This window comes from Streptomyces sp. NPDC086080, from assembly GCF_044540255.1.
GTDB lineage: Bacteria > Actinomycetota > Actinomycetes > Streptomycetales > Streptomycetaceae > Streptomyces.
The window spans coordinates 192,032-214,354 of the sequence record NZ_JBITRU010000008.1 but is presented as its reverse complement, the minus strand read 5'-3'; the positions used below and the strand labels follow the sequence as shown (position 1 = coordinate 214,354).

The 22,323-nt window shown below is 73.1% G+C and carries 19 protein-coding genes; 10 read left to right on the top strand and 9 right to left on the bottom strand.

The genetic code is table 11. The features are described from left to right. Positions 1–7: 7 nt before the first annotated feature. Both ACIF9R_RS13220 and ACIF9R_RS13215 read left to right on the top strand, forming a co-directional pair. Positions 8–802, top strand: coding sequence for a glutamate racemase (locus ACIF9R_RS13220; RefSeq protein WP_399978364.1), 795 nt, complete (start codon positions 8–10; stop codon positions 800–802). A gap of 50 nt (positions 803–852) precedes the next feature. Beyond that, positions 853–1,398 carry a hypothetical protein gene (locus tag ACIF9R_RS13215; RefSeq protein WP_399978362.1) on the top strand — a complete coding sequence of 182 codons (546 nt, stop codon included), beginning with the start codon at positions 853–855 and terminating at the stop codon, positions 1,396–1,398. Between the two features lie 515 nt (positions 1,399–1,913). On the opposite strand, the gene ACIF9R_RS13210 is transcribed toward ACIF9R_RS13215, so the two are convergent. Next, the gene (locus ACIF9R_RS13210; RefSeq protein WP_399978359.1) at positions 1,914–2,996 is read right to left on the bottom strand and encodes an O-antigen ligase family protein; all 1,083 of its coding nucleotides are present in this window, start codon (positions 2,994–2,996) and stop codon (positions 1,914–1,916) included. Positions 2,997–3,259: 263 nt separating this feature from the next. Between ACIF9R_RS13210 and lnt the strand changes: the two genes are divergently transcribed. Beyond that, positions 3,260–4,915 carry an apolipoprotein N-acyltransferase gene (lnt, locus tag ACIF9R_RS13205; RefSeq protein WP_399978357.1) on the top strand — a complete coding sequence of 552 codons (1,656 nt, stop codon included), beginning with the start codon at positions 3,260–3,262 and terminating at the stop codon, positions 4,913–4,915. 57 nt (positions 4,916–4,972) lie between these two features. Next, the gene (locus ACIF9R_RS13200) at positions 4,973–5,452 is read left to right on the top strand and encodes an NUDIX hydrolase (RefSeq protein WP_399978354.1); all 480 of its coding nucleotides are present in this window, start codon (positions 4,973–4,975) and stop codon (positions 5,450–5,452) included. A gap of 83 nt (positions 5,453–5,535) precedes the next feature. Here ACIF9R_RS13200 and ACIF9R_RS13195 read toward each other — a convergent pair whose 3' ends face one another. The 5 genes from ACIF9R_RS13195 to ACIF9R_RS13175 are packed head-to-tail and all read right to left on the bottom strand — an operon-like array spanning position 5,536 to position 9,806. After that, entirely contained in the window at positions 5,536–6,540 is a 1,005-nt protein-coding gene (locus ACIF9R_RS13195; RefSeq protein WP_399978351.1) for a MerR family transcriptional regulator, read from the bottom strand. 6 nt (positions 6,541–6,546) lie between these two features. Beyond that, complete coding sequence (locus ACIF9R_RS13190; protein ID WP_399978348.1) at positions 6,547–7,215, bottom strand: HEAT repeat domain-containing protein; 669 nt, start codon at positions 7,213–7,215, stop codon at positions 6,547–6,549. Positions 7,216–7,265: 50 nt separating this feature from the next. Further along, positions 7,266–8,021, bottom strand: coding sequence for a polysaccharide deacetylase family protein (locus ACIF9R_RS13185; RefSeq protein WP_399978345.1), 756 nt, complete (start codon positions 8,019–8,021; stop codon positions 7,266–7,268). A gap of 23 nt (positions 8,022–8,044) precedes the next feature. Next, positions 8,045–8,947 carry a DMT family transporter gene (locus ACIF9R_RS13180; RefSeq protein ID WP_399978342.1) on the bottom strand — a complete coding sequence of 301 codons (903 nt, stop codon included), beginning with the start codon at positions 8,945–8,947 and terminating at the stop codon, positions 8,045–8,047. Between the two features lie 13 nt (positions 8,948–8,960). After that, positions 8,961–9,806: an SDR family NAD(P)-dependent oxidoreductase gene (locus ACIF9R_RS13175; RefSeq protein ID WP_399978340.1), complete on the bottom strand. Its 846-nt coding sequence runs from the start codon at positions 9,804–9,806 to the stop codon at positions 8,961–8,963. A 238-nt stretch (positions 9,807–10,044) separates the two neighbouring features. On the opposite strand from ACIF9R_RS13175, the gene ACIF9R_RS13170 reads away from it, so the two are divergent. Continuing rightward, positions 10,045–11,109 (top strand): galactosyldiacylglycerol synthase, encoded by a 1,065-nt coding sequence (locus ACIF9R_RS13170; RefSeq protein WP_399978561.1) that lies wholly within the window; start codon positions 10,045–10,047, stop codon positions 11,107–11,109. Positions 11,110–11,159: 50 nt separating this feature from the next. Here ACIF9R_RS13170 and ACIF9R_RS13165 read toward each other — a convergent pair whose 3' ends face one another. Together ACIF9R_RS13165 and ACIF9R_RS13160 are read right to left on the bottom strand one after the other, a co-directional pair. Beyond that, positions 11,160–11,996 (bottom strand): ribonuclease BN, encoded by an 837-nt coding sequence (locus ACIF9R_RS13165; protein ID WP_399978338.1) that lies wholly within the window; start codon positions 11,994–11,996, stop codon positions 11,160–11,162. A gap of 289 nt (positions 11,997–12,285) precedes the next feature. Further along, positions 12,286–14,349: a SpoIIE family protein phosphatase gene (locus ACIF9R_RS13160; RefSeq protein ID WP_399978559.1), complete on the bottom strand. Its 2,064-nt coding sequence runs from the start codon at positions 14,347–14,349 to the stop codon at positions 12,286–12,288. Positions 14,350–14,729: 380 nt separating this feature from the next. Here ACIF9R_RS13160 and ACIF9R_RS13155 point away from each other — a divergent pair, with 380 nt between their 5' ends. Both ACIF9R_RS13155 and adh read left to right on the top strand, forming a co-directional pair. Next, positions 14,730–15,959: a transcriptional regulator gene (locus ACIF9R_RS13155; RefSeq protein WP_399978335.1), complete on the top strand. Its 1,230-nt coding sequence runs from the start codon at positions 14,730–14,732 to the stop codon at positions 15,957–15,959. A gap of 132 nt (positions 15,960–16,091) precedes the next feature. Next, positions 16,092–17,609 (top strand): aldehyde dehydrogenase, encoded by a 1,518-nt coding sequence (adh, locus tag ACIF9R_RS13150; protein WP_399978332.1) that lies wholly within the window; start codon positions 16,092–16,094, stop codon positions 17,607–17,609. A gap of 65 nt (positions 17,610–17,674) precedes the next feature. Here the strand turns inward: adh and ACIF9R_RS13145 are convergent, their stop codons facing one another. Continuing rightward, complete coding sequence (locus ACIF9R_RS13145) at positions 17,675–18,703, bottom strand: LacI family DNA-binding transcriptional regulator (RefSeq protein WP_399978329.1); 1,029 nt, start codon at positions 18,701–18,703, stop codon at positions 17,675–17,677. 404 nt (positions 18,704–19,107) lie between these two features. Here ACIF9R_RS13145 and ACIF9R_RS13140 point away from each other — a divergent pair, with 404 nt between their 5' ends. The 3 genes from ACIF9R_RS13140 to ACIF9R_RS13130 are packed head-to-tail and all read left to right on the top strand — an operon-like array spanning position 19,108 to position 22,221. Then, entirely contained in the window at positions 19,108–20,418 is a 1,311-nt protein-coding gene (locus ACIF9R_RS13140) for an extracellular solute-binding protein (protein ID WP_399978327.1), read from the top strand. Then, complete coding sequence (locus ACIF9R_RS13135; protein ID WP_399978324.1) at positions 20,415–21,323, top strand: carbohydrate ABC transporter permease; 909 nt, start codon at positions 20,415–20,417, stop codon at positions 21,321–21,323. The genes ACIF9R_RS13140 and ACIF9R_RS13135 overlap by 4 nt, the downstream gene beginning before the upstream one ends. Before the next feature lies 1 nt (position 21,324). Then, positions 21,325–22,221 carry a carbohydrate ABC transporter permease gene (locus tag ACIF9R_RS13130; protein ID WP_399978321.1) on the top strand — a complete coding sequence of 299 codons (897 nt, stop codon included), beginning with the start codon at positions 21,325–21,327 and terminating at the stop codon, positions 22,219–22,221. Positions 22,222–22,323 lie beyond the last annotated feature (102 nt).

Below are 22,323 nucleotides of genomic sequence, written 5' to 3'. Positions count from 1 at the left end.
TGGCCGGGTGAAGATCGCGCTCATGGACTCCGGAATCGGACTGCTGGCGGCCACGGCCGCGGTACGGCGCCTGCGTCCCGACGCCGATCTTGTGCTCTCCCTCGACCCCGACGGCATGCCCTGGGGACCGAGAACTCCGCAGGATCTCACCGAACGCGCGCTCGCCGTCGCCGAGGCCGCGGCCGCCCACCGCCCCGACGCGCTGATCGTCGGCTGCAACACCGCCACGGTCCACGCCCTCACCGCCCTGCGCGCCCGCCTCGAACCCGCTCTGCCGGTCATCGGCACCGTCCCGGCGATCAAACCGGCCGCGGCCGGCGGCGGACCGTTCGCGATCTGGGCCACGCCCGCCACGACCGGCAGCCCCTACCAGCGCGACCTGATCGAGAACTTCGCCGGCGGCGTGGCCGTCACCGAGGTTCCGTGCTGGGGGCTCGCCGAGGCCGTGGAGCGCGCGGACGAGACGGCGATCGACGCCGCGGTCGCCGCCGCCGCCGCGCTCACCCCGGACGACGTGACGACCGTGGTCCTCGGCTGCACCCACTACGAACTCGTCGGCGAGCGCATCCGGGCCGCCGTGCAGCGTCCCGGCCGTCCGCCGCTCGCCCTGCACGGCTCCGCGGGCGCGGTGGCCGCCCAGGCCCTGCGCCGCCTCGGCGAACGCGCCGCCCCCGGGGCACCGGCGAGCGGCACGCTGACGACGCTGCTGAGCGGACGCGAGGGCACCCTCCCCCCAGCCGCGCTCACCTACGCCGAAGGCCGGCTGCTCCAGCCGCTCGCTCCCGCCCGGACGGCGCAGTAACGCTGTGCCACGCGGTACCGACCGAGCGAATCCTGAGTAACCTCAAAGCCATGAGGGACCCCCGCCACGGTGAGCCCGCCCCGTACACCGAGGTCTGGACCGGTCGCGCCACCGGTCGCTTCCAGTGGCTGCTGGCGCTGATCGGCGCCGCCTGCATGGCGCTCGGCATCGCGCTGGCCGTCGACTCCGCGTGGACGACCGGCGCCGCTCCGCTGGCCATGGCTGTCGTCGGCTGTATCGCCGCCGGGCTGCTCGTCCTGTTCGGCACCCTCGCGTTCGTGCATGTCGCGCTGCGGGTCGACGAGGACCATCTGGAGGTGCGCTGCGGGCACATCGGCCTGCCGCGCCGCCGCATCCCGCTGTCGCACGTCGCCGGCGCGGAGTTCGCCCCGCACGTCACGCCGCGCCACTGGGGCGGGTGGGGTTACCGCTGGCGGCCCGAGAAGGGCACGGCGGTCGTCGTGCGCCGCGGCGAGGGCGTCGTGCTGCGACTACTGGACGGCCACACCTTCACGGTCACCGTGGACGACGCGGAAGCGGCGGTGACGGTCATCCGCGACCGCCTCCGCCCACGCAGACCGGGCACGAATCACTGAACCGCGCGCCGGACCCGCCGGTCCGCACGCAGAGGGCTCGCTCCCCCTGGACGACGGAACACGGGCACGGCACCGCCCCGGTCCCGCGCCGCCGATATCCGCACCAAGGCCCCGACAAGCCACACCGCCGCCCGCCGCCGCGTCCGGACTCGCACCGTCGGTCGGGCTGTCGGTGGGTGCTCCGGATTTCCGGCCGGGAGCCCTCGCCGGGCCTCGTTACCCCGCGTTCCCGGAGGGTGAACGGGCTCTGGAGCGGTGGTTCGGGGTGGCCGGGCAGCGCGGCCGGGTGTGTCGCGCGGTGACCGGTCGGCGCGCGACCGGCCGGCGTCGGCGGTGCGGGAGCATGCCCCGCGTGCTTCGCCGGGTGAGGGGGTACGGGGGTCCGGGGCAGTGCCCCGGGGACGGGACGGGAAGGGGCGGCGGGGGCGAAGAACACCACTGCCCGCCCCGGCCGTGTGGTCCGCCCTCGGGCAGACGGTCGCGAGCCGACGCCACGCGGAGGCCGCCCTGGACGCCTACGGACCGCCGGTCACCCGGACCGGCCGGTTCCCGCGCGGGTGCGGGTCGCCGCCCGCGCCGCGGGTCGCGTCGTCCGAGAAGGGGCGGGACGTCGCCAGGCCCGCCAGCAGGCCGCCGCCCACGGACACCGCCGTGAAGCTCAGGGCGTTGCCCACCGAGGCGACGGCGGCGAGGCCCATGAGCGCCGCGCCGGCCGTCAGCACCACCGGCGTGGCACGCGGGCTGCGCCACAGGGCGTACAGCAGCCAGCCGAAGGCCAGCGCCGGCAGCGCCATCCCGATGAGCCCCTGCTCGGCCGCCAGCTGGAGCGGCGCGGAGTGCGGCTTGCCGTCGGACAGCGGCGACTGGCCCGACGTCGTGCTGAACTCCCCGAAGCGCCCCGGGCCCACGCCCAGAACCGCGTGCTCCCGGACCATGCCGAGCGCGTCGCGCCACAACCCCACGCGGTGTGGGGTCAGCCGTCCCTCCAGGGACGCGGTGAGCCCCTCCGGCAGGGCTCCGCCGGCCACCGCCCAGACCAGCCCGGTCACCCCGGCGCCGGCCACGCCCAGCCCCGCGAGGGCGGGACCGCGGCGCCGTACGCGGCCCACGGCGAGGGAACACAGCAGTACCACCGAGCCCGCGACACAACCGACGACCGAACCGAGCACGCCCGCTGTCACCGCCACGCCCGCGGCCAGCAGGCGCAGCGCGATCCGGACCGCCGGCGTGGTGGCCGCCCAGGCCGCGCAGCACGCGGCGCCGGCCGACAGCGTCACCATGGCGGTCGTCGCACCGGCGTGCCCCAGCGGAGCGGTGATCTGCGGACCGGGCGTCAGGTGCGGGACCGCCACCGTGAGGCCGATGCCGGCCAGGGCGCCCGCGCAGGGCGCGGCCACCGGCAGCAGCGCCCCGCCGATCCGGCCCGCCGCGTAGCCCGCGGCCACGGCCAGGACCGCGAGCAGCATGCCCTCGGGACGGCCGCCCCGGGTCGCCGCCGTGATCAGTGGCCAGGCCGCGCAGACCCCCAGCAGCGCGACACCCGCCGCGTCCGGACCGACCCGTCTCTCGCCGTCCGCTTCCGGACCGGCGGACGTCATTCCCGTGGAACCCACCCCGCACCCCGCACCGCGTCGCCCCCGACCTGTGACGGGCCCCGGCCGCCGGCGCAGGAACGGGCCGCACGATCAGGGCACCGGCACACCGTAACGGCTGGTGACCGGTTTGGGGATGTGTGGTGACGCGTCACCCGAAAGCGATGCCGCACGCCGCCCGCCCCGGAGACGGCGGGGCCGCACCGTGACCTTGCCCGCCCCGCAGACCGTGCTGTCGGCCGCCAGGTCACCCGCCGTAGACTCCCGGAGTGACCGTCACCGCAACCTCCGTCGGCGAGTCGGGCCCGATGCCTCCGCGAACCGCGCCCCCCGCGCGGGACCGGCGGCTCGTGCGCCTGCTCCCGGCCGCCGCAGCCGCGCTCTCGGGCCTGCTCCTCTACGTCAGCTTCCCGCCGCGCACCCTGTGGTGGCTGGCCCTGCCCGCCTTCGCCGTGTTCGGCTGGGTGCTGCGCGGCCGGAGCTGGAAGGCGGCACTCGGCCTCGGCTACCTCTTCGGCCTCGGTTTCCTGCTCCCGCTGCTGGTGTGGACCGGTGTGGAGGTGGGCCCCGGACCGTGGATCGCCCTGGTGGTGATCGAGGCGGTGTTCGTGGCGCTGGTCGGCGCCGGTGTCGCCGCGGTGTCGAAACTGCCCGGGTGGCCGGTGTGGGCGGCGGCCCTGTGGATCGCCGGTGAGGCGGCACGCGCGCGGGTACCGTTCAGCGGTTTCCCCTGGGGAAAGGCCGCGTTCGGTCAGGCGGACGGCATGTTCCTGCCGCTCGCCGCGCTCGGCGGCACCCCGGTGCTCGGCTTCGCCGTCGTGCTGTGCGGGTTCGGCCTGTACGAGACCGTCCGGCTCGCCGTGCGGGCCCGCCGCACGGGAACCCTGCGCCGGGCGGCGGCGGTCGTCGGGGTGCTGAGCGTCGTCGTCCCGGTGGTCGCGGCGCTCGCGGCCAGGACACTGGTCAGTGACAAGGCCGAGACCGGCACCGCGACCGTGGCCGTCATCCAGGGCAATGTGCCCCGCCTGGGCCTCGACTTCAACTCCCAGCGGCGCGCCGTCCTCGACTACCACGCGCGGGAGACGGAGCGCCTGGCCGCCGAGGTCGCGGCGGGAAGGACCGAGCGGCCGGACGTCGTGCTGTGGCCGGAGAACTCCTCCGACATCGACCCCTTCGCCAACGCCGACGCGCGCGCCGTCATCGACAGGGCGGCCAAGGCCATCGGCGCGCCCGTCTCGATCGGCGGCGTGGTCAGCAGGGACGGCAGACTGCTCAACGAGCAGATCCTCTGGGACCCGGTGAAGGGCCCCGTCGACACCTACGACAAACGGCAGACCCAGCCGTTCGGCGAGTACCTGCCGCTGCGCTCCCTCGTCGGAGCGATCAACGACGAGTGGACCTCGATGGTCCGCCAGGACTTCAGCCGGGGCAGCGAGCCCGGCGTGTTCCGCATGAACGGCGTCGGGGTCGGCCTGGTGACCTGCTACGAGGCAGCCTTCGACTGGGCGGTGCGCGACACGGTCACCGCCGGCGCCCAGCTGATCTCGGTGCCCAGCAACAACGCCACCTTCGGCCGCAGCGAGATGACCTACCAGCAGCTCGCCATGTCCAGGGTCCGCGCCGTGGAGCACAGCCGCGCGGTGACCGTGCCGGTGACCAGCGGGGTCAGCGCGGTCATCATGCCGGACGGGACGATCGCGCGGAAGACCGGCATGTTCGTCGCCGACTCACTGGTGCAGGAGGTGCCGCTGCGCTCCTCCCGGACCCCCGCCACCCGCCTCGGCATCCTCCCGGAGATCGCACTCGTGCTCGTCGCCGCGGGAGGCCTGGGCGCGGCCGTCGCCGCCGGGCGGCGCGCGGGACGCGTAGGCGACGCACAGGTGACGCGCGGGGCCACCGCGTCCGGCGTGCGCGGCGACGGCTGAGGCGCACGCCCTCCGACGCGCCGGGGAGCATCGCGCGCTGCCGGTTAGGGTCAGGGCATGGCCACACCGGACTTCATCAGCACCCTGCGCGCCTCGGCCGGTCACCAGTTGCTGTGGCTCCCCGGAGTCACCGCACTGGTCTTCGACGACGAGGGCCGGGTGCTGCTGAACCGCCGGTCCGACACCGGCGGATGGTCGGTGATCGGAGGCATCCCCGACCCGGGGGAGCAGCCCGCGGCCTGCGCCGTGCGCGAGGTCGAGGAGGAGACCGCGGTGCGCTGCGCCGTCGAGCGGGTCGTGCTGGTGCAGGCGCTGAAGCCGGTGACCTACGGCAACGGCGACATCTGCCAGTACATGGACATCACCTTCCGCTGCCGTGCGCTCGGGGGCGAGGCGCGGGTCAACGACGACGAATCGCTGGACGTCGGCTGGTTCCCGGTGGACGCGCTGCCGGAGCTGAGCGAGTTCGCGAGCTTCCGGATCAAGCAGGCCATGTCGGACGCACCCACCTGGTTCGACGCCACCGGAACCGGCTGAACCGCGGGGCCCGGCCGCCGACGGCACGGGGCGCGGCGGGTGCGCGGCCCCATGGGACGGCCCGCGCCACGGGGCCCGGCCCCTCAGCGCGCGTCGCGCAGCTTCATGACGTACGCCGCGGTGAGCGCGACACCGCGGTCCCCGTCCCGCGACAGGCGCGCGAGCGCCCCGCACGCCTCGGGACCCGGGATGCCCGCGAGGGCCTGGGCCAGGCGGCGGCGCGCGGACGCGCCGGAGGCGGCGTGGGCGAGGCGCTCGACGAGTTCGGTGGTGATCCGGGCGGCGACCGCCGGATCACGGGCCAGCACGCCCAGCGCGTCGGCCGCGTCGACGTCGTTCGTCGCCTGGACGACCATGTCGAGGAGCGTCGGGGCCGCGTCCCGCACCCCGCGTGTCCCGAGTGCCAGGGCCGCATGCCTGCGTACCGCGACCTCGGAGTCGCCGAGGGCCTCCCGCAGCAGCGCGGTCGCCTCGTCCCCGGCCGTCCCGGCGATGGACCGGACGGCACGGGCGCGCACCTCCGCGTCGTGCGAGCCGAGGCCTTCCGCCAGAAGCCCCAGTCCGCCGTCCTCCGATCGCGCCAGTGCCCAGCGCAGGGCACCCGCCACGTTCGGGTCCGTTTCGCTCAGCGCCGCCTCGGCCAGGGCTTCGGCCGGCACCGGGAGCTCCGTGGCCGAGGCCAGGGCCGCGCGCTGGCGCCTCCCGGCGCTCCGTGAACCCAGGGCCTGGAGGAGGGCGACGGTCCGCAGAACCTCCTCCCAGCCCGCGGGTTCGGCGGCACCGATCCGGCTCAGCCGCGTCAGCAGTTCCGTCTCCCTGGCGACACGTTCGCGCGTCCGGCGGACGAGGTCGTCCACGAGCTGCGCGGGCTCGAAGCCGGGTTCGTCCAGCGCCCGCCCGATCTCGCGCAGCGACAGCCCCAACGAGCGCAGGCTCTCGATGTGGAAGATCCGCCGGATGTCGTCGCCCGTGTACGCGCGGTAGCCGGCCCCGGTACGGCCCGCCGGGCGCAGCAGTCCGAGCGACTCGTAGTGCCGGAGCATGCGGGCACTGACCCCGGACCGTCGGGCCACCTCACCGATCAGCACCGTATGTCACCCCTCCAGGCCGCCCGTGCCGAGAGCCACGATGCGCTTCGCCTCCTCGATCGCGGACTCGAATCCGGAGTCCGGGTCGCGCAGCAGCCGCTCCGTGGCGATCGCGTGCTGCCGCACCCCGGGACCGGGGTCCGCCGCCGCGGCACGCAGCAACGGCACGATCACCTCGCCGAGCGCGGTCAGCGCCCGGCTGAGGCTCGACCGGGTCTCCCGCCCGCCCCGCCCGAGCTGGGTCGCCAGTACTGCGGCCAGCCCTGCCTCCTCACCCTCGGGCACGAGAACGACCGCAGTTCGCCAGGCGCTCCGTGCCACCTCGTCGTCCGCGTCGGTCAGCAGCGTACGTGTGATCGCCGGCCATGCCTGCCGGGCCCCGATCTTGGACAGCGTGTGCAGGGCCTGGCTGCGCGCCTGCGCGCGCTCCGAACGGAGTTCGCCGACGAGGCGCGGGACCGTCAGCGAGGACGGGTGCCGGGTGAGCGCCCAGGTGAGCATGTCCCGCACGTGGAAATCGGGCTCGACCGCACACCGGTCGACGAGCGTGCCGACGAACCGGGCGTCCGGTGCGGTGCCCATCGTCAGCGCCGTCCGCAGCCGCGTCGACGAGCTGTCGCTCTCCAGCCCTCGTACCACCCGTGTCGTGTCCGGGTCCTCTTCCGCGATGGTCATCGAAGAACCACCTCCCCGACCGCAGTGAAGACCTTGTCACGGTGTCAAGGTCAAGCGGGACCGTTCCGCACGCCGTGCCCGGTGAGCGGGCCAACCGACAGGCCCGCCGCACGGCAGTCGTGCACGATGCCGGGCAGGGCGCCCAGAGTGGCCCGCCAGCAGCCCGGGGCCGACATCCGGTCGGTGTCGTGCAGCAGGACGGTGCCGCCGCCGCGCAGTCCTGCCGCGACGGTGGAGCGCACCGACTCGGGGCCGGCGTCGCCCGTCCAGTCCCTGCCCCAGGCGGTCCACAGCACCGGCCGCAGTCCCGCCGTACGGGCCGCCGCCCAGCGCCCGGAGGTGAGGATCCCGTAGGGCGGGCGGTACCAGAGGGGGGTCCGGCCGGTCAGTTCCCGCACCGCGCCCGCCGCCCGCAGCAGGGCGCGCACGTCGTTCACGGGGCCGGGGAGCCACGGGCGGTCGTGGCTCCAGCCGTGGACGGCCAGTTCGTGCCCGCGGCGGACGGTCTCGCACACCACGGCGGGATGCCGTACGACGCCGTCGCCGAGGACGAAGAAGGTCGCCCGGACCCCGAGCGCCTCCAGCGCGTCGAGGAAGCGCGGGGTGGACCCGGGATCGGGGCCGTCGTCGAAGGTCAGGGCGACGTGGCCGGGGTGTCCGGCACCGGCGAGACCCGGGAGGCACCGGCGCGCCACCGGCAGCCAGGTGACGGCAGGGGCGATGTGCGCCGCGGCGACGACGGCGGCGGCTGGAGCCAGCACGGCCGCCGTGCGCCGGGCGGGGGAGTGACCGGAGGACGTACCCATCGGCTTCCTGCTCCTTCCGCGGGCTACCGGACCGGCCGGGCCGAGTCGGTACCCGGACGTCGCGACGCCGTGTCCCATTCTCCGGAGACCGACGGGGCACGGGCCAGCCCGGCGGCGCCCGCGCCCATGAGCACCACCCCGGTCACCGCGGGCACCACCCGCACCCCGAGCGTGATCTGTTCCCCGAACAGTGCCCACCCCAGCGCCACGCTCGTCAGCGCGTCACCGAGGGTCAGGGCGGGCTGGGACGCGGCCAGGGTCCCGGCCCGGAAGGCGCTCTGCAGCAACAGGAAGGCGACGACTCCCACGGCCACGGTGGCGTACACCGGCCATGTCCCCAGCACGGCTCCCCAGCCGTCGGGGAACCTGCCGGTCACCTCCTTCAGCAGCGCCGCCGTCAGGGAGAACGACACGGCGGAGGCCAGACCCAGCAGCGCCGCGCGCGGCGCACCCCGTACCGCGCGGGCCGTCGTCACCAGCACCACGATGGCACCCAGGACCGCTGCCGCGGACAGCAGCCACTGCCCGGGGGAGGCGGTTTCCCGGCCGGCGGTCGGAGCGGCCGAGGTCAGGAACGCCGCCAGCCCGGCGGCCAGGGCGACGAAGGCGAGCCACGTCCTGCGGTCCGGACGACGGTGGAACACCACGCTGCCGACGACGAGGGTGAACAGCAGTTCGGTGGCCATCAGCGGCTGGACCAGGGCGAGACTGCCGACACTCAGGGCGGCCGCCTGCAGCACGGTGGTCACCGCGAGCATCCCCGCACCCGCCACCCAGTAGGGGCGTCTCAGCACATGCCCGAGCCAGCGAACGGCCTGGCGCAGGCCCGCGCCGCCCTCGGGTTCGTCCGCCGCGGCCCGCCGCTGCAGGACCGAGGCCGCGGCGTTGGCCAGCGCCGCGAGCAGGGCCAGGACGACGACCAGCACGCCGGGTCGCCGTTCAGCCGAACACGGCGGCGAGCCGCCGGTACAGGCCCGGAGCCGCGCCGCGCACCCGGGCGGGCAGTCGCAGCCAGCCGGGGACGTAGACCTCGTCCCGCCCCCGGGAGACGGCGCTCCACACGGCGTCGGCGACCCGCTCGGCCGGGACCGGCCTGGGCCACGACCGCCGGTAGGGTGCGCCCCGCCGGTCGAAGAACGGCGTGTCCACCACGCCCGGCAGCACGAGGCTGACCGCGACGCCGCTGCCGCGCAGCTCGTACCGCAGGGCGTCGGCGAACGCGCCGAGACCCGCCTTGGCCGCCGAGTACACGGCCTCTCCCCGTACCGCCACCGTTCCCGCGAGGGACCCGACGAGCACCACGCGCCCGGAACCGGCCTCCACCATGTGCGGCACCACCTGCCGGACCAGCCGCAACGTGGCCAGGAGGTCGACCTCGACGACCTCGTCGAGGGCGGACGGGGGCATGGCGGTGAACTCCCCGGCCCAGCCGATCCCGGCGCCGGCCACCAGGAGGTCCACCCGGCCGGCGCGCTCGAGGGCGAACCGGGTCAGCCGCCGTTCGGCGCCGGGCCGGGTCAGATCCGCCGGGAAGACCGACGCCGGGGCCCGCTCCGCGACCCGGCCGAGACGTTCGGCGTCCCGTCCGCTGAGGACGAGCCGCCACCCCTGTGCGCCGAGCCGCCGCGCCACGGCGGCGCCGATGCCCGAGGAGGCGCCGGTCACCAGGGCGGCGCGAGGGCGCCCGGTGCCGCCGGCCGGGATCCCCGGCACCGTGTCCGTCGGTGCGACGGACTTCCGGGGGAACGACACGTCGGCGGCGCCGGCGCGGGAAGTATGAGACATGGGCTGCACCTCGGCTGCGGGGGTGAACGACCGGGAGACCGCACTCCGCGGACGCTCCCGGCGTTCGGCGGGGCCGACACACGGGAGTATCCAGGGGGCGGGCCGTCGAAACGCGGCAGAGCGTGTTTCACCGGCGCGGCGCAGGGAGACACGGCAACGCGTGCACTCACCGTCTTCGGTACCCCGCCGGAACGCACCGGCGGACGGCAGGCCGCGACTGCTGATCGTCAGCGCGAGCATGGGCGCCGGCCATGACACCGTGGCCGGCGAACTGGCCCGCCGCGCGCGGGAGCGGGGCCACGACGCGCAGGTCGTGGATCTCCTGCGGCTGCTTCCGTACGGTCTGGGCGCCGGGCTGCGCCTGTTCTACCAGTCGTCGGTACGGCACTTCCCCTGGGCGTACGCGGGCCTCTACCACGCCCTGCTGCGCCCCGGCCCGCGGTACCGCCCGAGCGGTCTGCCGCTGGCACGGCTGGCGGCCGGCCGGCTGACGGAGCTCACCGAGCAGACGGGCGCCGACGTGGTCGTCCCCGTCTTCCACCTCGCGGCCCAGCTGACCGGCCATCTGAGGGCCCAGGGGCGGCTGAGGTCCCCGAGCGCCGTCTTCGTGACCGACTTCGCCGTCCACCGGCAGTGGCTCCACGCCGGCAACGACCTGTACCTCTGCCTCACCGACGACGCGGCGCGGGACGTGGGCCGAAGCGTCCCGGTGCCCGTCGAGACCACCGGACCGGTGGTGGCACCCGGCTTCTTCGCACCGGCGCCCGGAGCCGGGCCATGGCTGCGGTGCTTCGAGCGGCATGCCCCCGGACGGCCGCCCGTCGTGCTCTCCGCCGGTGCCTGGGGCGCGGCGTCCCAGTTGGAGCGGACCGCACGGCTGCTCGCCGGCGCGGGATTCCTCCCGGTCGTGCTGTGCGGCCGCAACGCACGGCTGCGGGCCCGTCTGGCCGCGCTGCCGGGCGCGTTCGTACCGGACTGGGTCACCGACATGCCCGGCCTGCTGCGGGCGTCACGGGTCCTCGTCGACAACGCCGCCGGGCAGACCGCGGTGCAGGCGCTGGCATCCGGGACGCCCGTGGTGGGCTACCGCCCGCTGCCGGGTCACGGAGCGGAGGGGGTGCGAAGGATGGCGGCGCTCGGCGTCTCGGAGACCGCGACGGACGCCGCCGCCCTGGTGCGCGTGCTGCGGCGACTGTCGCGGGACGGCCCGTACCGGGACCACCGGATCGCGTGCGGGCGTCGGCTCTTCCACGGCGATGTGCTGAGCCGCTTGACCGCGCTCGCGGGCCCGCCCTCCGGGTGATCCGCCGGAGGAGCCGGGAGGAGACCCGGGACTTCCGCACGGTGGACCCGTCAGCCGTCGCCGCCTGCCGGCCGTGCCCCGGGCGACCGCGGGGGCAGGTCGTCGGTGAAGCGGTGCCCGTGGTGGTCGAGGAGCCAGCGGCCGAACAGGGCGCCGCCGAAGATGACGAACCCCACGCCGATGAGCCAGGACTCCACGATGAGGACGACCCCGACGGTGCCGTAGTTGATCGCGTTCTCGACGATCAGCGGGGTGAAGACGAAGTAGGAGAAGCCGCGTAGACCGATGAGGCCCGTCATGGTGGCGAGCGCGCCCGGCAGCAGATGCCACCAGCGGACCTGGCCGCCCAGCAGGAAGCGCTGCCCCCACCAGAAGAACAGCACCCCGGTCGCCAGGGAGACGGTGATCCGCTCCGGCCCGTACAGGGCGTCACGGGTCAGCACCTCCTGGTAGAGATAGGCGGTGAGCATGCACAGCCAGGTCGCCTGACGCCAGATCCGGTGCCAGGGCCCCGGCGGCAGGCCCCAGGTGCGCTCGAAGCCGTTCTGGACGCTCCCGCCGAACGGGATGCCGAACACGGCGAGCGCCACCACGCCCCACGCACTGGTGGTCCCGACCACCTCGCGCGGCGGGCTGATGATCTCCGCGAGGACCCGCGCGGACCGGCCGGACAGTCCCATGCCGTCCGCCAGCCAGGCCGCGAAGCCGCCCCGGCCGAGCGGGTCGGCGGCGGCGATCACGATGAGCAGGGGGGCCAGCGTGACGAGCGCCAGCGTGGCGAACCCCATGGCCCTGTGCATCAGTTCGAGGTCACGGCCGCGCCGTATCAGGATGTGGAAGCCCAGCCAGTGCCATCCGCGCCGGAGCGTGCGCAGGTGACGCTTCACGGTGCGCTCCTTCGTCGGCTCGCGTACCCCGGCCCGTGCCACCCGGCGCGGGGACGGAACGGGGCGGGGAAGGGGTTCCCCTCGGACAGGGGCGGCCGCTCCTCACCGGGGCGGCGCCGCGGTGCCCATGTCGGTCTCGGACTCGCCCTCCGGCCGGGCCCCGAAACACGGCGTGGGCCGCGTGCGGGAACGCTGTCCGTCCCGCGGGTGACGCGGCGTGCGGGCCGGTTGCGCTCCCGGTCCGGCACGTGCGCGGCGCGGGAACCGGGGCTCCTCGGAGGGCGGCATGTCATCCGTCGGGGCTGATCAGGAGCAGGGCGATGTCGTCCCAGGCGCCGGGCGCGTGACGGATGAGGGTGTCGGCCATGGCGTCGAGGTCGGTCGGGTCCGCGCGTTCGAGGAGCGCGGCGAGGGCAGCCGTGGCGTCGTCGACGTCCACTCCGGGTGCTTCGACGAGTCCGTCGGTGTAGAGGACGAGTACGCAGCCGGGTGGCAGGGGAACGTCCGCGGTCGGATAGCCGGAGTCCGGCTCGATCCCGAGCAGGAGCCCCGGGGAGACCCGCAGAAGTTCGGTGCGTCCGTCGGGGTGACGCAGCAGGGGCGGCGGGTGGCCGGCGGTGGCGATGCAGCCGCGCCGGGTGGCGAGGTCGAGGCGGACGTAGACGCAGCTGGTGAACCGGCCCGGCTCGAGGTCGTTCAGCAGGCGGTTGGTGCCCGCCAGGACCTGGTCGGGGGGCGAGCCCACGGTGGCGTGGGCGTGGACGGCGGTGCGGACCTGTCCCATGAGCGCCGCGGCATCCACATTGTGGCCCTGCACGTCACCGATGGCGGCGCCGGCGGTGTGCTCGTCGAGTTGGATCAGGTCGTAGAAGTCGCCGCCGATCCCCACGCCCCGGGCCGCCGGAAGGTAGCGCGCGGCGACCCTCAGCCCGGGAATCCGGGGAAGGGTGTGCGGCAGCAGGGCCGACTGCAGGCGGTGCGCGATGTCGTGTTTGGCGTCGTAGAGGCGTGCGCGGTCCAGGGCCTGCCCGACCAGGCCCGCCATCGAGGTGAGCACGGCGCGTTCACCGGGCGGGAAGGCGTGGGGCCGGCGGTAGGCGAGGAGCAGGGACCCCCTGGGCCGGCCGGAGGCGATGAGCGGCAGGACAGCCCATGCGGCCATGTCGTCCTCGTGCTCGGCGGACGGGTAGTCGTGCCGGAGATCCTCGAACGTCGGGTAGAAGCCGGAGACACCTGTGGTCTGGACTCTGGCGCCCGGGATGTCCGGGCTCAGCCGGGCGTTGTCGAAGCGCTGGACGAGTTCGGAGCCGTAGCCGCGATGGCCGAGGACCTTCAGGCGGCCGTCCTGGGCGGTCATCATCATCAGGCCCTGGGCGCCGAGAGCGGGCAGGAGCTGGTCGGCGGTCTGGTCGACCACGTCCTGGACACCGGCCGCCTCGGTCAGGGTCGCGGCCAGCTGCATCAGGTGGTACAGCAGGGTGGCGCGGCTGGGGCCGGCGGCCGGCCCGGAGGGTGACGCCGCGGCGGCCTCGGACGGCTCGGCGCCGGTGATGCGGACACTGATTCCGGAAGGGTCCGGGTACAGCTCGAAGGCCAGCAATGTCTCCGGTGGGCGCAGAACGGTGAACTCCTGCGGCTTGCGGCTGATCATCGCGGCCCGGTACCGGTCCTCGACCTGAGGGACGTCCATCCACGGCAGTGCTTCCCAGGGCAGGGCACCCAGCAGGTGTTCCGGATCGGCGCCGAGGAGGTCGGCGGCGGCGGGGGTGACGAACGTCATGCGGCCGTACATGTCGAGCGCGCAGGATCCCCCGGGCAGGCGGTCGACGAAGGCCGCGGCCGCCGCCGCCTCGTCGGGTGGCACGGTGCGCCCGCTCGGCAGCGGCAGGGTCCGGGGACGGACCCCGGGCACCAGCGGGTCCCCGCGGTCCGCGGACTGCTGGAGGAGGCGGGCGAGGCGGTCGCAGCCCGCGGCGATCGCCTCGCGTTCGCCAGGGCTCAGCCGCGGCGAACGGGTCCCGGGCCACAGCAGCACTATCCCGCCCCGCATCTCGCCACCCGAGATGAGCGGTGCGGCCCCCAGCGCGAAGTCGTACGGCAGGACAAGCGCAGGCCGCGGGTACCGGCGGGCCATTTCCTCCTGATCCCCCAGCCACACCAGGCGCCGCTCACGTACGGCGTCCGCCACCGGCACCGGGTCGGTCAGCGCGACCCGCCGCCAGGGAGCCGCGATCTCCTGCGGAATACCCGCCACCATGACCAGCCACAACGCGCTGTCGCCGGGCGGCAGCGCATACAGCAGCCCGCCGAACGCGCCGATGTCCCGCACCGCGGCGGCCACCTCGGTGTCCATCAGCCGCCCGCCCCCGTCCATGGCATCGAGACCGGACCCGGCACGCTCCGTCCGGCCACGTGGTACGTCCACCGAACACCTCACATATACGGAGATTACGCCCAGAGTGCCACAAAGGCAGCCAGGGTGCCGGAGGGGCCGACGCCCGTCCCCCCACCGGACGGCCGAGCTCGGGTCCCCGCCGTCCGCCCACCCGTCGCGGCGTGACCACCGACGGCGCGGCCGGATCCGCACCGGCGCACCCGCGGCCTTGCTTTTGCCGCCGGACTGGCGGATAACACAGACATCGGGCCGGGGGGCCGCGCCGAAGCACCGGACGCGTCGGCGCGGTCTCGCGGGCGAAGGCGCCGGTTGTACCCGTTCGACGGCAGGAAACATACATGTCACAGCGGAACGAGCTGCGGCAGCACAGGGCCAGGCTGGAGAGCGCGTGGTCCCGCTGGGTACCGCAAATGAGGGCGGCCGGAGCGCAGCCGCTCGGCGGCGAGGCCCTGCGGCCGGACGTGACCGCATCCTGGCTGCGCTCGCTGACCAGCGTGGACCCGGCGCTGGACAGCGCCCCCGTCACCGACGGAGGAGTGGTGCACCGCCGCTGGCTCGGCTCACCGCTGCGCCGGCCGGTCGACGGGGTCACCGACGAACTGCGCGCCATCGCCGAGGACGCGGGCTTCGTCACCGCGGTCACCGACGAGACCGGCACCATCCTGTGGACGTGCGGCGGGCGCACCATGCGCCGGCGGGCCGAGCGCGTCAACTTCGCGCCCGGCGGCCGGTGGGACGAGGGGGCCATGGGCACCAACGCCCTCTCCCTCGCCCTGACCACCGGCCGGCCCAGCTCCGTCTTCTCGGCCGAGCACCTGGTCACCGCCCTGCACGGCTGGGTGTGTTACTGCGCTCCCGTCCACGCCCCGGACGGACGCGTCCTGGGCGTACTGGACATGTCCACCACCTGGGACCGCTCGAACCCGCTGGCCATGTCCACCGTCCGCACCCTGGCCGCCACCATCGAGGACCGGCTCCGTGCCGAGCCTCCCGCCGTGGCCTCCGGTCCGGTGAGACTCACCTGCCTCGGCACCGGACGAGCGGATCGCGACGGTGCCCCCCTGGCGCTGCGTCCCCGGCAACTGGAGATCCTCACCCTGCTCGCGCTGGACCGGGACGGCTTCACCCCCGGCCGGCTCCGCGAGGCGCTCTACGGCGACCGGACGGTCACCGCGTCGACCTTCAAGGCGGAGATCTCCCATCTCCGGCGCGCCCTGGACGGCGGCGTCGCCACCCGCCGCTACGCGCTGACCGCCCCGGTGTCCTGCGACGCGCGCGAGGTGCTGAGCGCGTTGGAGCGGGGCGACGTGGAGACCGCGCTGCGCCTCTACCGCGGCCCGCTGCTGCCCCGGTCCGAGGCTCCCGGCATCGAGGAATGGCGCAGTCACCTGGAAGTCGCCGTGCGCGAGGCCGTATTGGCCGGCTCTCGCCCGGAGCACGCCCTGCGCTACGGCGAACAGGCCCCGTACGACGCCGAGGTGCACGAACACGCGCTGCGTCTGCTCGACCCGGGCGACCCCCGCCGTGCCCTCGCGATGGGCCGTCTCACCACGGCCCTGCGGTACTGACCGCGCCAACCTCGCGCCAACCTCGGCATCGCACAGTGCGGTCCGTCACGACGGAACGACGGAACGAACGACACGACGACGGACAACGAACCGTCGGACCACCGCACTCGCCACCCTTCGAGGAGAGCCGCCATGGTGTACGCGCAGCCGGGAACGGACGGCAGCATCGTCAACTTCGCTTCGCGGTACGACAACTTCATCGGCGGGGATTGGGTCGCCCCCGTGGAGGGACGGTACTTCGACAACCCGAGCCCGGTGACCGGCAGCACGTTCTGCGAGGTCGCCCGCTCCTCCGCCGCCGACATCGAACTCGCCCTGGACGCCGCTCACGCCGCCGCGCCCAAGTGGGGCGCCACGTCGGTGACGGAGCGGTCGAACATCCTCAACAGGATCGCCGACCGGCTGGAGGAGAACCTCGAGAAGATCGCGGTCGCCGAGACCTGGGAGAACGGCAAGCCCGTACGCGAGACGCTGGCCGCGGACATCCCGCTGGCCATCGACCACTTCCGCTACTTCGCGGGAGTGGTCCGCGCCCAGGAGGGCAGCATCGCCGAGATCGATGCCGACACCGTCGCCTACCACTTCCACGAGCCGCTGGGCGTGGTCGGCCAGATCATCCCGTGGAACTTCCCCATCCTGATGGCCACCTGGAAGCTGGCGCCCGCGCTGGCGGCCGGCAACTGCGTGGTCATCAAGCCGGCCGAACAGACTCCGGTCAGCCTGCTGTACGTGATCGAACTGATCGCCGACCTGCTGCCGCCGGGCGTCCTCAACGTCGTGAACGGTTTCGGTGTCGAGGCGGGCAAGCCCCTCGCGTCCAGCGCGCGGGTCGCCAAGGTCGCCTTCACCGGCGAGACCACCACCGGCCGCCTGATCATGCGGTACGCCAGTGAGAACCTCGTCCCCGTCACGCTGGAACTGGGCGGCAAGAGCCCGAACATCTTCCTGCCCGACGTCACGGCCGCCGACGACGACTTCCTGGACAAGGCCGTCGAGGGCTTCGTGATGTTCGCGCTGAACCAGGGCGAGGTGTGCACCTGCCCGTCCCGCGCGCTCGTCCACGCCTCGATGTACGACGAGTTCATGGCCCGCTGTGTCGAGCGCACCAAGGCCATCGTCAGCGGCGACCCGCTGGACCCGGAGACCATGATCGGCGCGCAGGCGAGCAACGACCAGTACGAGAAGATCCTCTCCTACATCGACATCGGCAGGCAGGAAGGCGCCGAGATCCTCACCGGCGGCACCCCGAGGGCCGTGCCCGGTCTCGACGGCGGCTACTACGTCGAGCCGACGATCTTCCGCGGCACCAACGACATGCGGATCTTCCAGGAGGAGATCTTCGGCCCGGTCGTCTCCGTCACCACCTACGACTCGGTCGACGAGGCGCTGAAGATCGCCAACGACACCCTGTACGGTCTCGGGGCCGGCGTGTGGACCCGGGACGGCAACACCGCGTACCGCCTCGGCCGCGGGATCAAGGCCGGCCGGGTGTGGACCAACTGCTACCACGCCTACCCGGCACACGCCGCGTTCGGCGGATACAAGAACTCCGGCATCGGCCGCGAGAACCACAAGATGATGCTCGACCACTACCAGCAGACGAAGAACATTCTCTGTTCCTACAGCCCGCAGAAGCTCGGCTTCTTCTAGTCCCGGGGCCGGCGGAACACCGGCCGGCCCCGGCCTTCGGAGACCCGGAGACCCCTCACCCGCGATCAGCCACGCTCCGACGGCTGCTCGCGGGCTGGGGCCGTCGAGGCGCGTACCACGAGTTCGGTGGCGAGTTCGATGTGGTGGGACTCGACCTTCTTGCCGTTGGCCAGCCGGAGGGCGGTGCGCAGGGCGGCGCCGCCCATCTCACGGAGGGGCTGGCGCACGGTGGTCAGGGGCGGTGAGGCCATCTGCGCGAGGCTGGTGTCGTCGAAGCCGACCACGCTCAGGTCCTCGGGAACGCGCAGCCCCCGGGCACGGACGGCCTCGATGACGCCGACGGCGATCTCGTCGTTGCCCGCGAAGACCGCGGTCGGCGGTTCCGGCAGGTCCAGGAGCGCCGCGGCGCCGAGCAGCCCGGTCTCGTACGTGAATTCCCCGGGCCGGACGTAGGAGTCGGGTACCCGCGCTCCTTCCGCCTCCATGGCGGCGCGGTAGCCGTGCATGCGTGCCTGGTTGCACACGGCCATGGCCGGTCCGCCGAGATAGGCGACACGGCGGTGGCCCAGGGAGAGCAGATGCCGGGTCGCGGCCAGGCCGCCGGCGAAGTTGGTCGCCCCGACGCTGTGCACCCGGCTGTCCGGCAGGTGCAGCGGGTCCAGCACGACCAGCGGCAGCCCGGACCGGGCCAGTTCGTTCAGGTGCGCCGCGGTGTACACGCTGGTGACCGCGATGACGGCGCGGCGCCCGGCCGAGACCAGGTCCCGGGCCCAGTGCGGGGCGTGGGACGCCTTACTGATCACCACCGAGGCTCCCGACTCGGCCGCGGAGTCGATGATGCCTTCCAGGGCCTCCGCCACGTACGACTTGAGGCCGCCCTGGAACTGCACCTCGATGGTCGGGTTCTCGACGGCCTCGGTGTGGCGGAACACGGGCGCCAGGTAGTCGTGCTGGTGCAGCAGTTCCTGCACCCGGGTGCGGGTGTGCGGCGCCACGTCACCGCGACCGTTGACCACCTTGGACACGGTCGCGACGGATACCCCGGCCGCTTGGGCGATGTCCGCCAAGGTGGTGCGCCTGGCGTTCGGTCGCATCGGTTCCTCCCCAGCTGTACGTCCACCGGTGTGGTGAGCCGCCGGTCGGGCCGGCAACGCGGGTGGAACCGGTCAACCGTACGGCAACCCGGCACCGAGATCGTCCGGGGAGGTACCGGCGGACCCCTCGCCACCGACCGGTCCGACGCTCCGCACCATCGCGTCGCTTCCCTCCCCGGGCCAGCCACTTTCGAAACAGTTTCGGTCCCTGCCGAGGTCTCTCGTGGGCCGTTCCAGCCCGATGGTACGCACCCGGTTACGGCCCTACAACGCACCTGCACATGCCTTGACAGGGCATCAGCCCGAAACCTAATTTGCACGAACGGAGCTTGAAGAAGGCTGTTTCGAAAACCTTTCACCATGACTCACGAGTAGCCGACGGCGCTCGAGTGCGGAGAAAAATCATGGCGCTCTCTCGACGTACCCTGCTGGGCCTGGCGGCCGGCATACCGGTCTCCGCGGCGCTCACGGCCTGCGGCGGCTCGTCCGGCCCCGGCAGCGGCGGCGGTGCCACCTACTGGTACCTCAACGGCATGCCGCAGGAAGGCGTCAGGGCCGGCGCCGTCGACGCGTTCAACAAGGCCAACCCCGACGGTCGGATCGAGGACACGACCTTCCAGAACGACGCGTACAAGACGAAGATCAAGACCGCCATCGGCGCCGGGAAGGCGCCCACCATCATCTGGGGCTGGGGCGGCGGGACCCTTCGGACCTACGCGAAGGCCGGCCAGGTCGAGGACCTCACCTCGTGGTTCGACGACCACTCCGAGGTCAAGGACCGGCTGTTCCCGTCCTCGTTCGGCGCCGCCACCGTCGACGGCAAGATCTACGCGATGCCGTGCGAGACGGTGCAGCCGATCATCCTCTACTACAACAGAAAGGTCTTCGAGCAGGTCGGCGTGGAACCGCCGCAGTCCTGGGACGACATCATGGCGCTGGTGCCCAAGTTCAACAACAAGGGCATCGCGCCGTTCTCCCTCGGCGGCCAGTCCCGGTGGACGAGCATGATGTGGCTGGAGTTCCTGTTCGACCGCATCGGCGGGTCCGAGGTGTTCCAGGCCATCATCGAGGGCGAGAAGGACGCCTGGTCCAACCCCGACGCCATCAAGGCCCTGACCATGATTCAGGAACTCGTCGAGGCCGAGGGATTCGTCAAGGGCTTCTCCTCGATCACCGCGGACTCCAACGCCGACCAGGCGCTGCTCTACACCGGCAGGGCCGCGATGATGCTGCACGGGGCCTGGTCGTACGGCATCCAGAAGACGGACGGCAAGGACTTCGTCTCCAGCGGCGGGCTCGGCTACATGACCTTCCCGCCCGTGGAGGGCGGCAAGGGCGATCAGAGCGTCACCGTCGGCAACCCCGCCCAGTACCTCTCCATCTCCTCCAAGGCCAGTGCCGAGCAGAAGAAGATCGCCAAGGACTTCTTCGCCACGGGTGTCCTCCAGGACGAGGAGGTGAAGAAGTGGATCGGCAACGGGTCGCTCCCGATCCGGCTGGGCGCCGACAAGATGCTGGCCGGCACCGAGAACGCCGACTTCCTGAAGTTCACCTACGACATCGCCAGCAAGGCGAAGGTGTTCGTCCAGTCCTGGGACCAGGCGCTCAGCCCGGCGGCGGCCGCGACACTGCTGGACAACATCGCCAAGCTGTTCCAGCGGTCCATCTCGCCCCAGCAGTTCGCCTCCAACCTCAACGCGGTCATCGGCACATGAGCTCACTCACCCACAAGGCGCCGCCGCGCCGCGAGTCACGCAGCACCATCCTGCCGTGGCTCGCGGTGCCTGCGCTGGTGTTCTTCCTCGGCTTCGCCGTGGTGCCGCTCGTCGGTGTCTTCGCGCTGAGCTTCACCACCTGGGACGGGATCGGCGCCATCCGCGTGACGGGACTGACCAGTTGGCGCGAGGTGCTGACCGACCCCGGGCTGCCGCACGCCCTCTGGGTGACGTTCCTGGTGATGGCCGTGTCCTGGGCCGTCCAGACCCCGCTGAGCATTCTGCTCGGCGTGTTCCTGGCAGGCCGCCAGCGCTACCGGGCGATCCTGGGCGTGGTGTACTTCATCCCGCTGATGCTCAGCTCCGCGGCGATCGCCATCGCGTACAAATCACTGCTGGACCCCAACTTCGGGCTCGGTGCGGGACTGGACATCTCACTGCTCAGCCAGGACTGGCTCGGGCGGCCGGGACTCGCCTTCGGGGTCGTCATCTTCGTCGTCTCCTGGCAGTTCATCCCGTTCCACTCGCTGATCTACCAGGGCGGCGTACAGCAGATCCCGAAGTCCCTCTACGAAGCGGCCCAGTTGGACGGGGCCGGACGGATCCGGCAGTTCTTCGGCATCACGCTGCCCCAGCTCAAATACACCATCATCACCTCGTCCACGCTGATGGTGGTCGGGTCGCTGACCTTCTTCGACCTCATCTTCATCCTGACCGAGGGCGGCCCCGGCGACGCCACCCGGGTACTCGCCCTGGACATGTACAAGCGGGGTTTCCAGGCCAGCCTGATGGGACCGGCCAGTGTCATCGCGGTCATCCTGGTCCTCGTGGGACTCGCCCTCGCGCTGCTGCTGCGCCGGCTCGGCGGCCGCGACGCCGGCGCGAGCCAACTCGAGGGGGCCTGACGTGACCACCACGCTGACCAAGCCGCGACGACCGCGGAAGGTCGCCCACCGCGAGGGGCGGCACTCCTCCCGTCCGGCGCTCCGGCGGCACAACTGGACCGCCGGTCTGGCCGGCTGGCTCTGGCTCGCCGTCGTGGCCGTGCCCCTCTACTGGGCCCTGATCACCAGTTTCAAGGCCCAGAACCGCTACTACGCGAGCAACCCGCTGGCACCGCCGTCCGACCCGACACTGGAGAACTACCGGCTGGTCGTCGAGTCGGACTTTCCGCTCTACTTCGTGAACAGCGTCATCGTGACCCTCGGCGCCGTCGTCCCGGCGGTCGTGGTCTCCTTCATGGCGGCCTACGCCATCGTCCGCGGCTGGCGCATGCGGGTCCTGCGCACCGTCAACGGGCTGTTCCTCATGGGCCTGGCCATCCCGTTGCAGGCGACGATCATCCCGGTCTACCTGATCATCATCAAGCTGGAGCTCTACGACAGTCTGCCGGCGCTGATCCTCCCGTCGATCGCCTTCGCCATCCCGCTGTCCGTGCTGGTGCTCTCCAACTTCATCCGTGACGTGCCCAAGGAACTGTTCGACTCGATGCGGGTCGACGGCGCCACCGAGTGGACGACGCTGTGGCGGCTGGCGGCACCGCTCACCCGGCCCGCCATCATCACCGTGAGCGTCTTCAACGCACTGACCATCTGGAACGGGTTCCTGCTGCCGCTGGTCCTCACCCAGAGCCCCGACCGCCGGACCCTGCCGCTCGCCCTGTGGACCTTCCAGGGCCAGTACGGGATCAACATCCCCGGCATCCTCGCGGCCGTCGTCCTGACCACCCTGCCCGTCCTGGTGCTGTACGCGTTCGGCCGCCGCCAGCTGCTGAGCGGCCTGACCGCGGGCTTCAGCCGTTGACCGACCCGGACGCCGTGACCGGTGGCCGGCCCGGGGCCCCGGGCGTCCGGTGAACTCCACGGCCGGCCCGGCGCCGGCACCCCGTCCGCCGGCCCGGCCGGC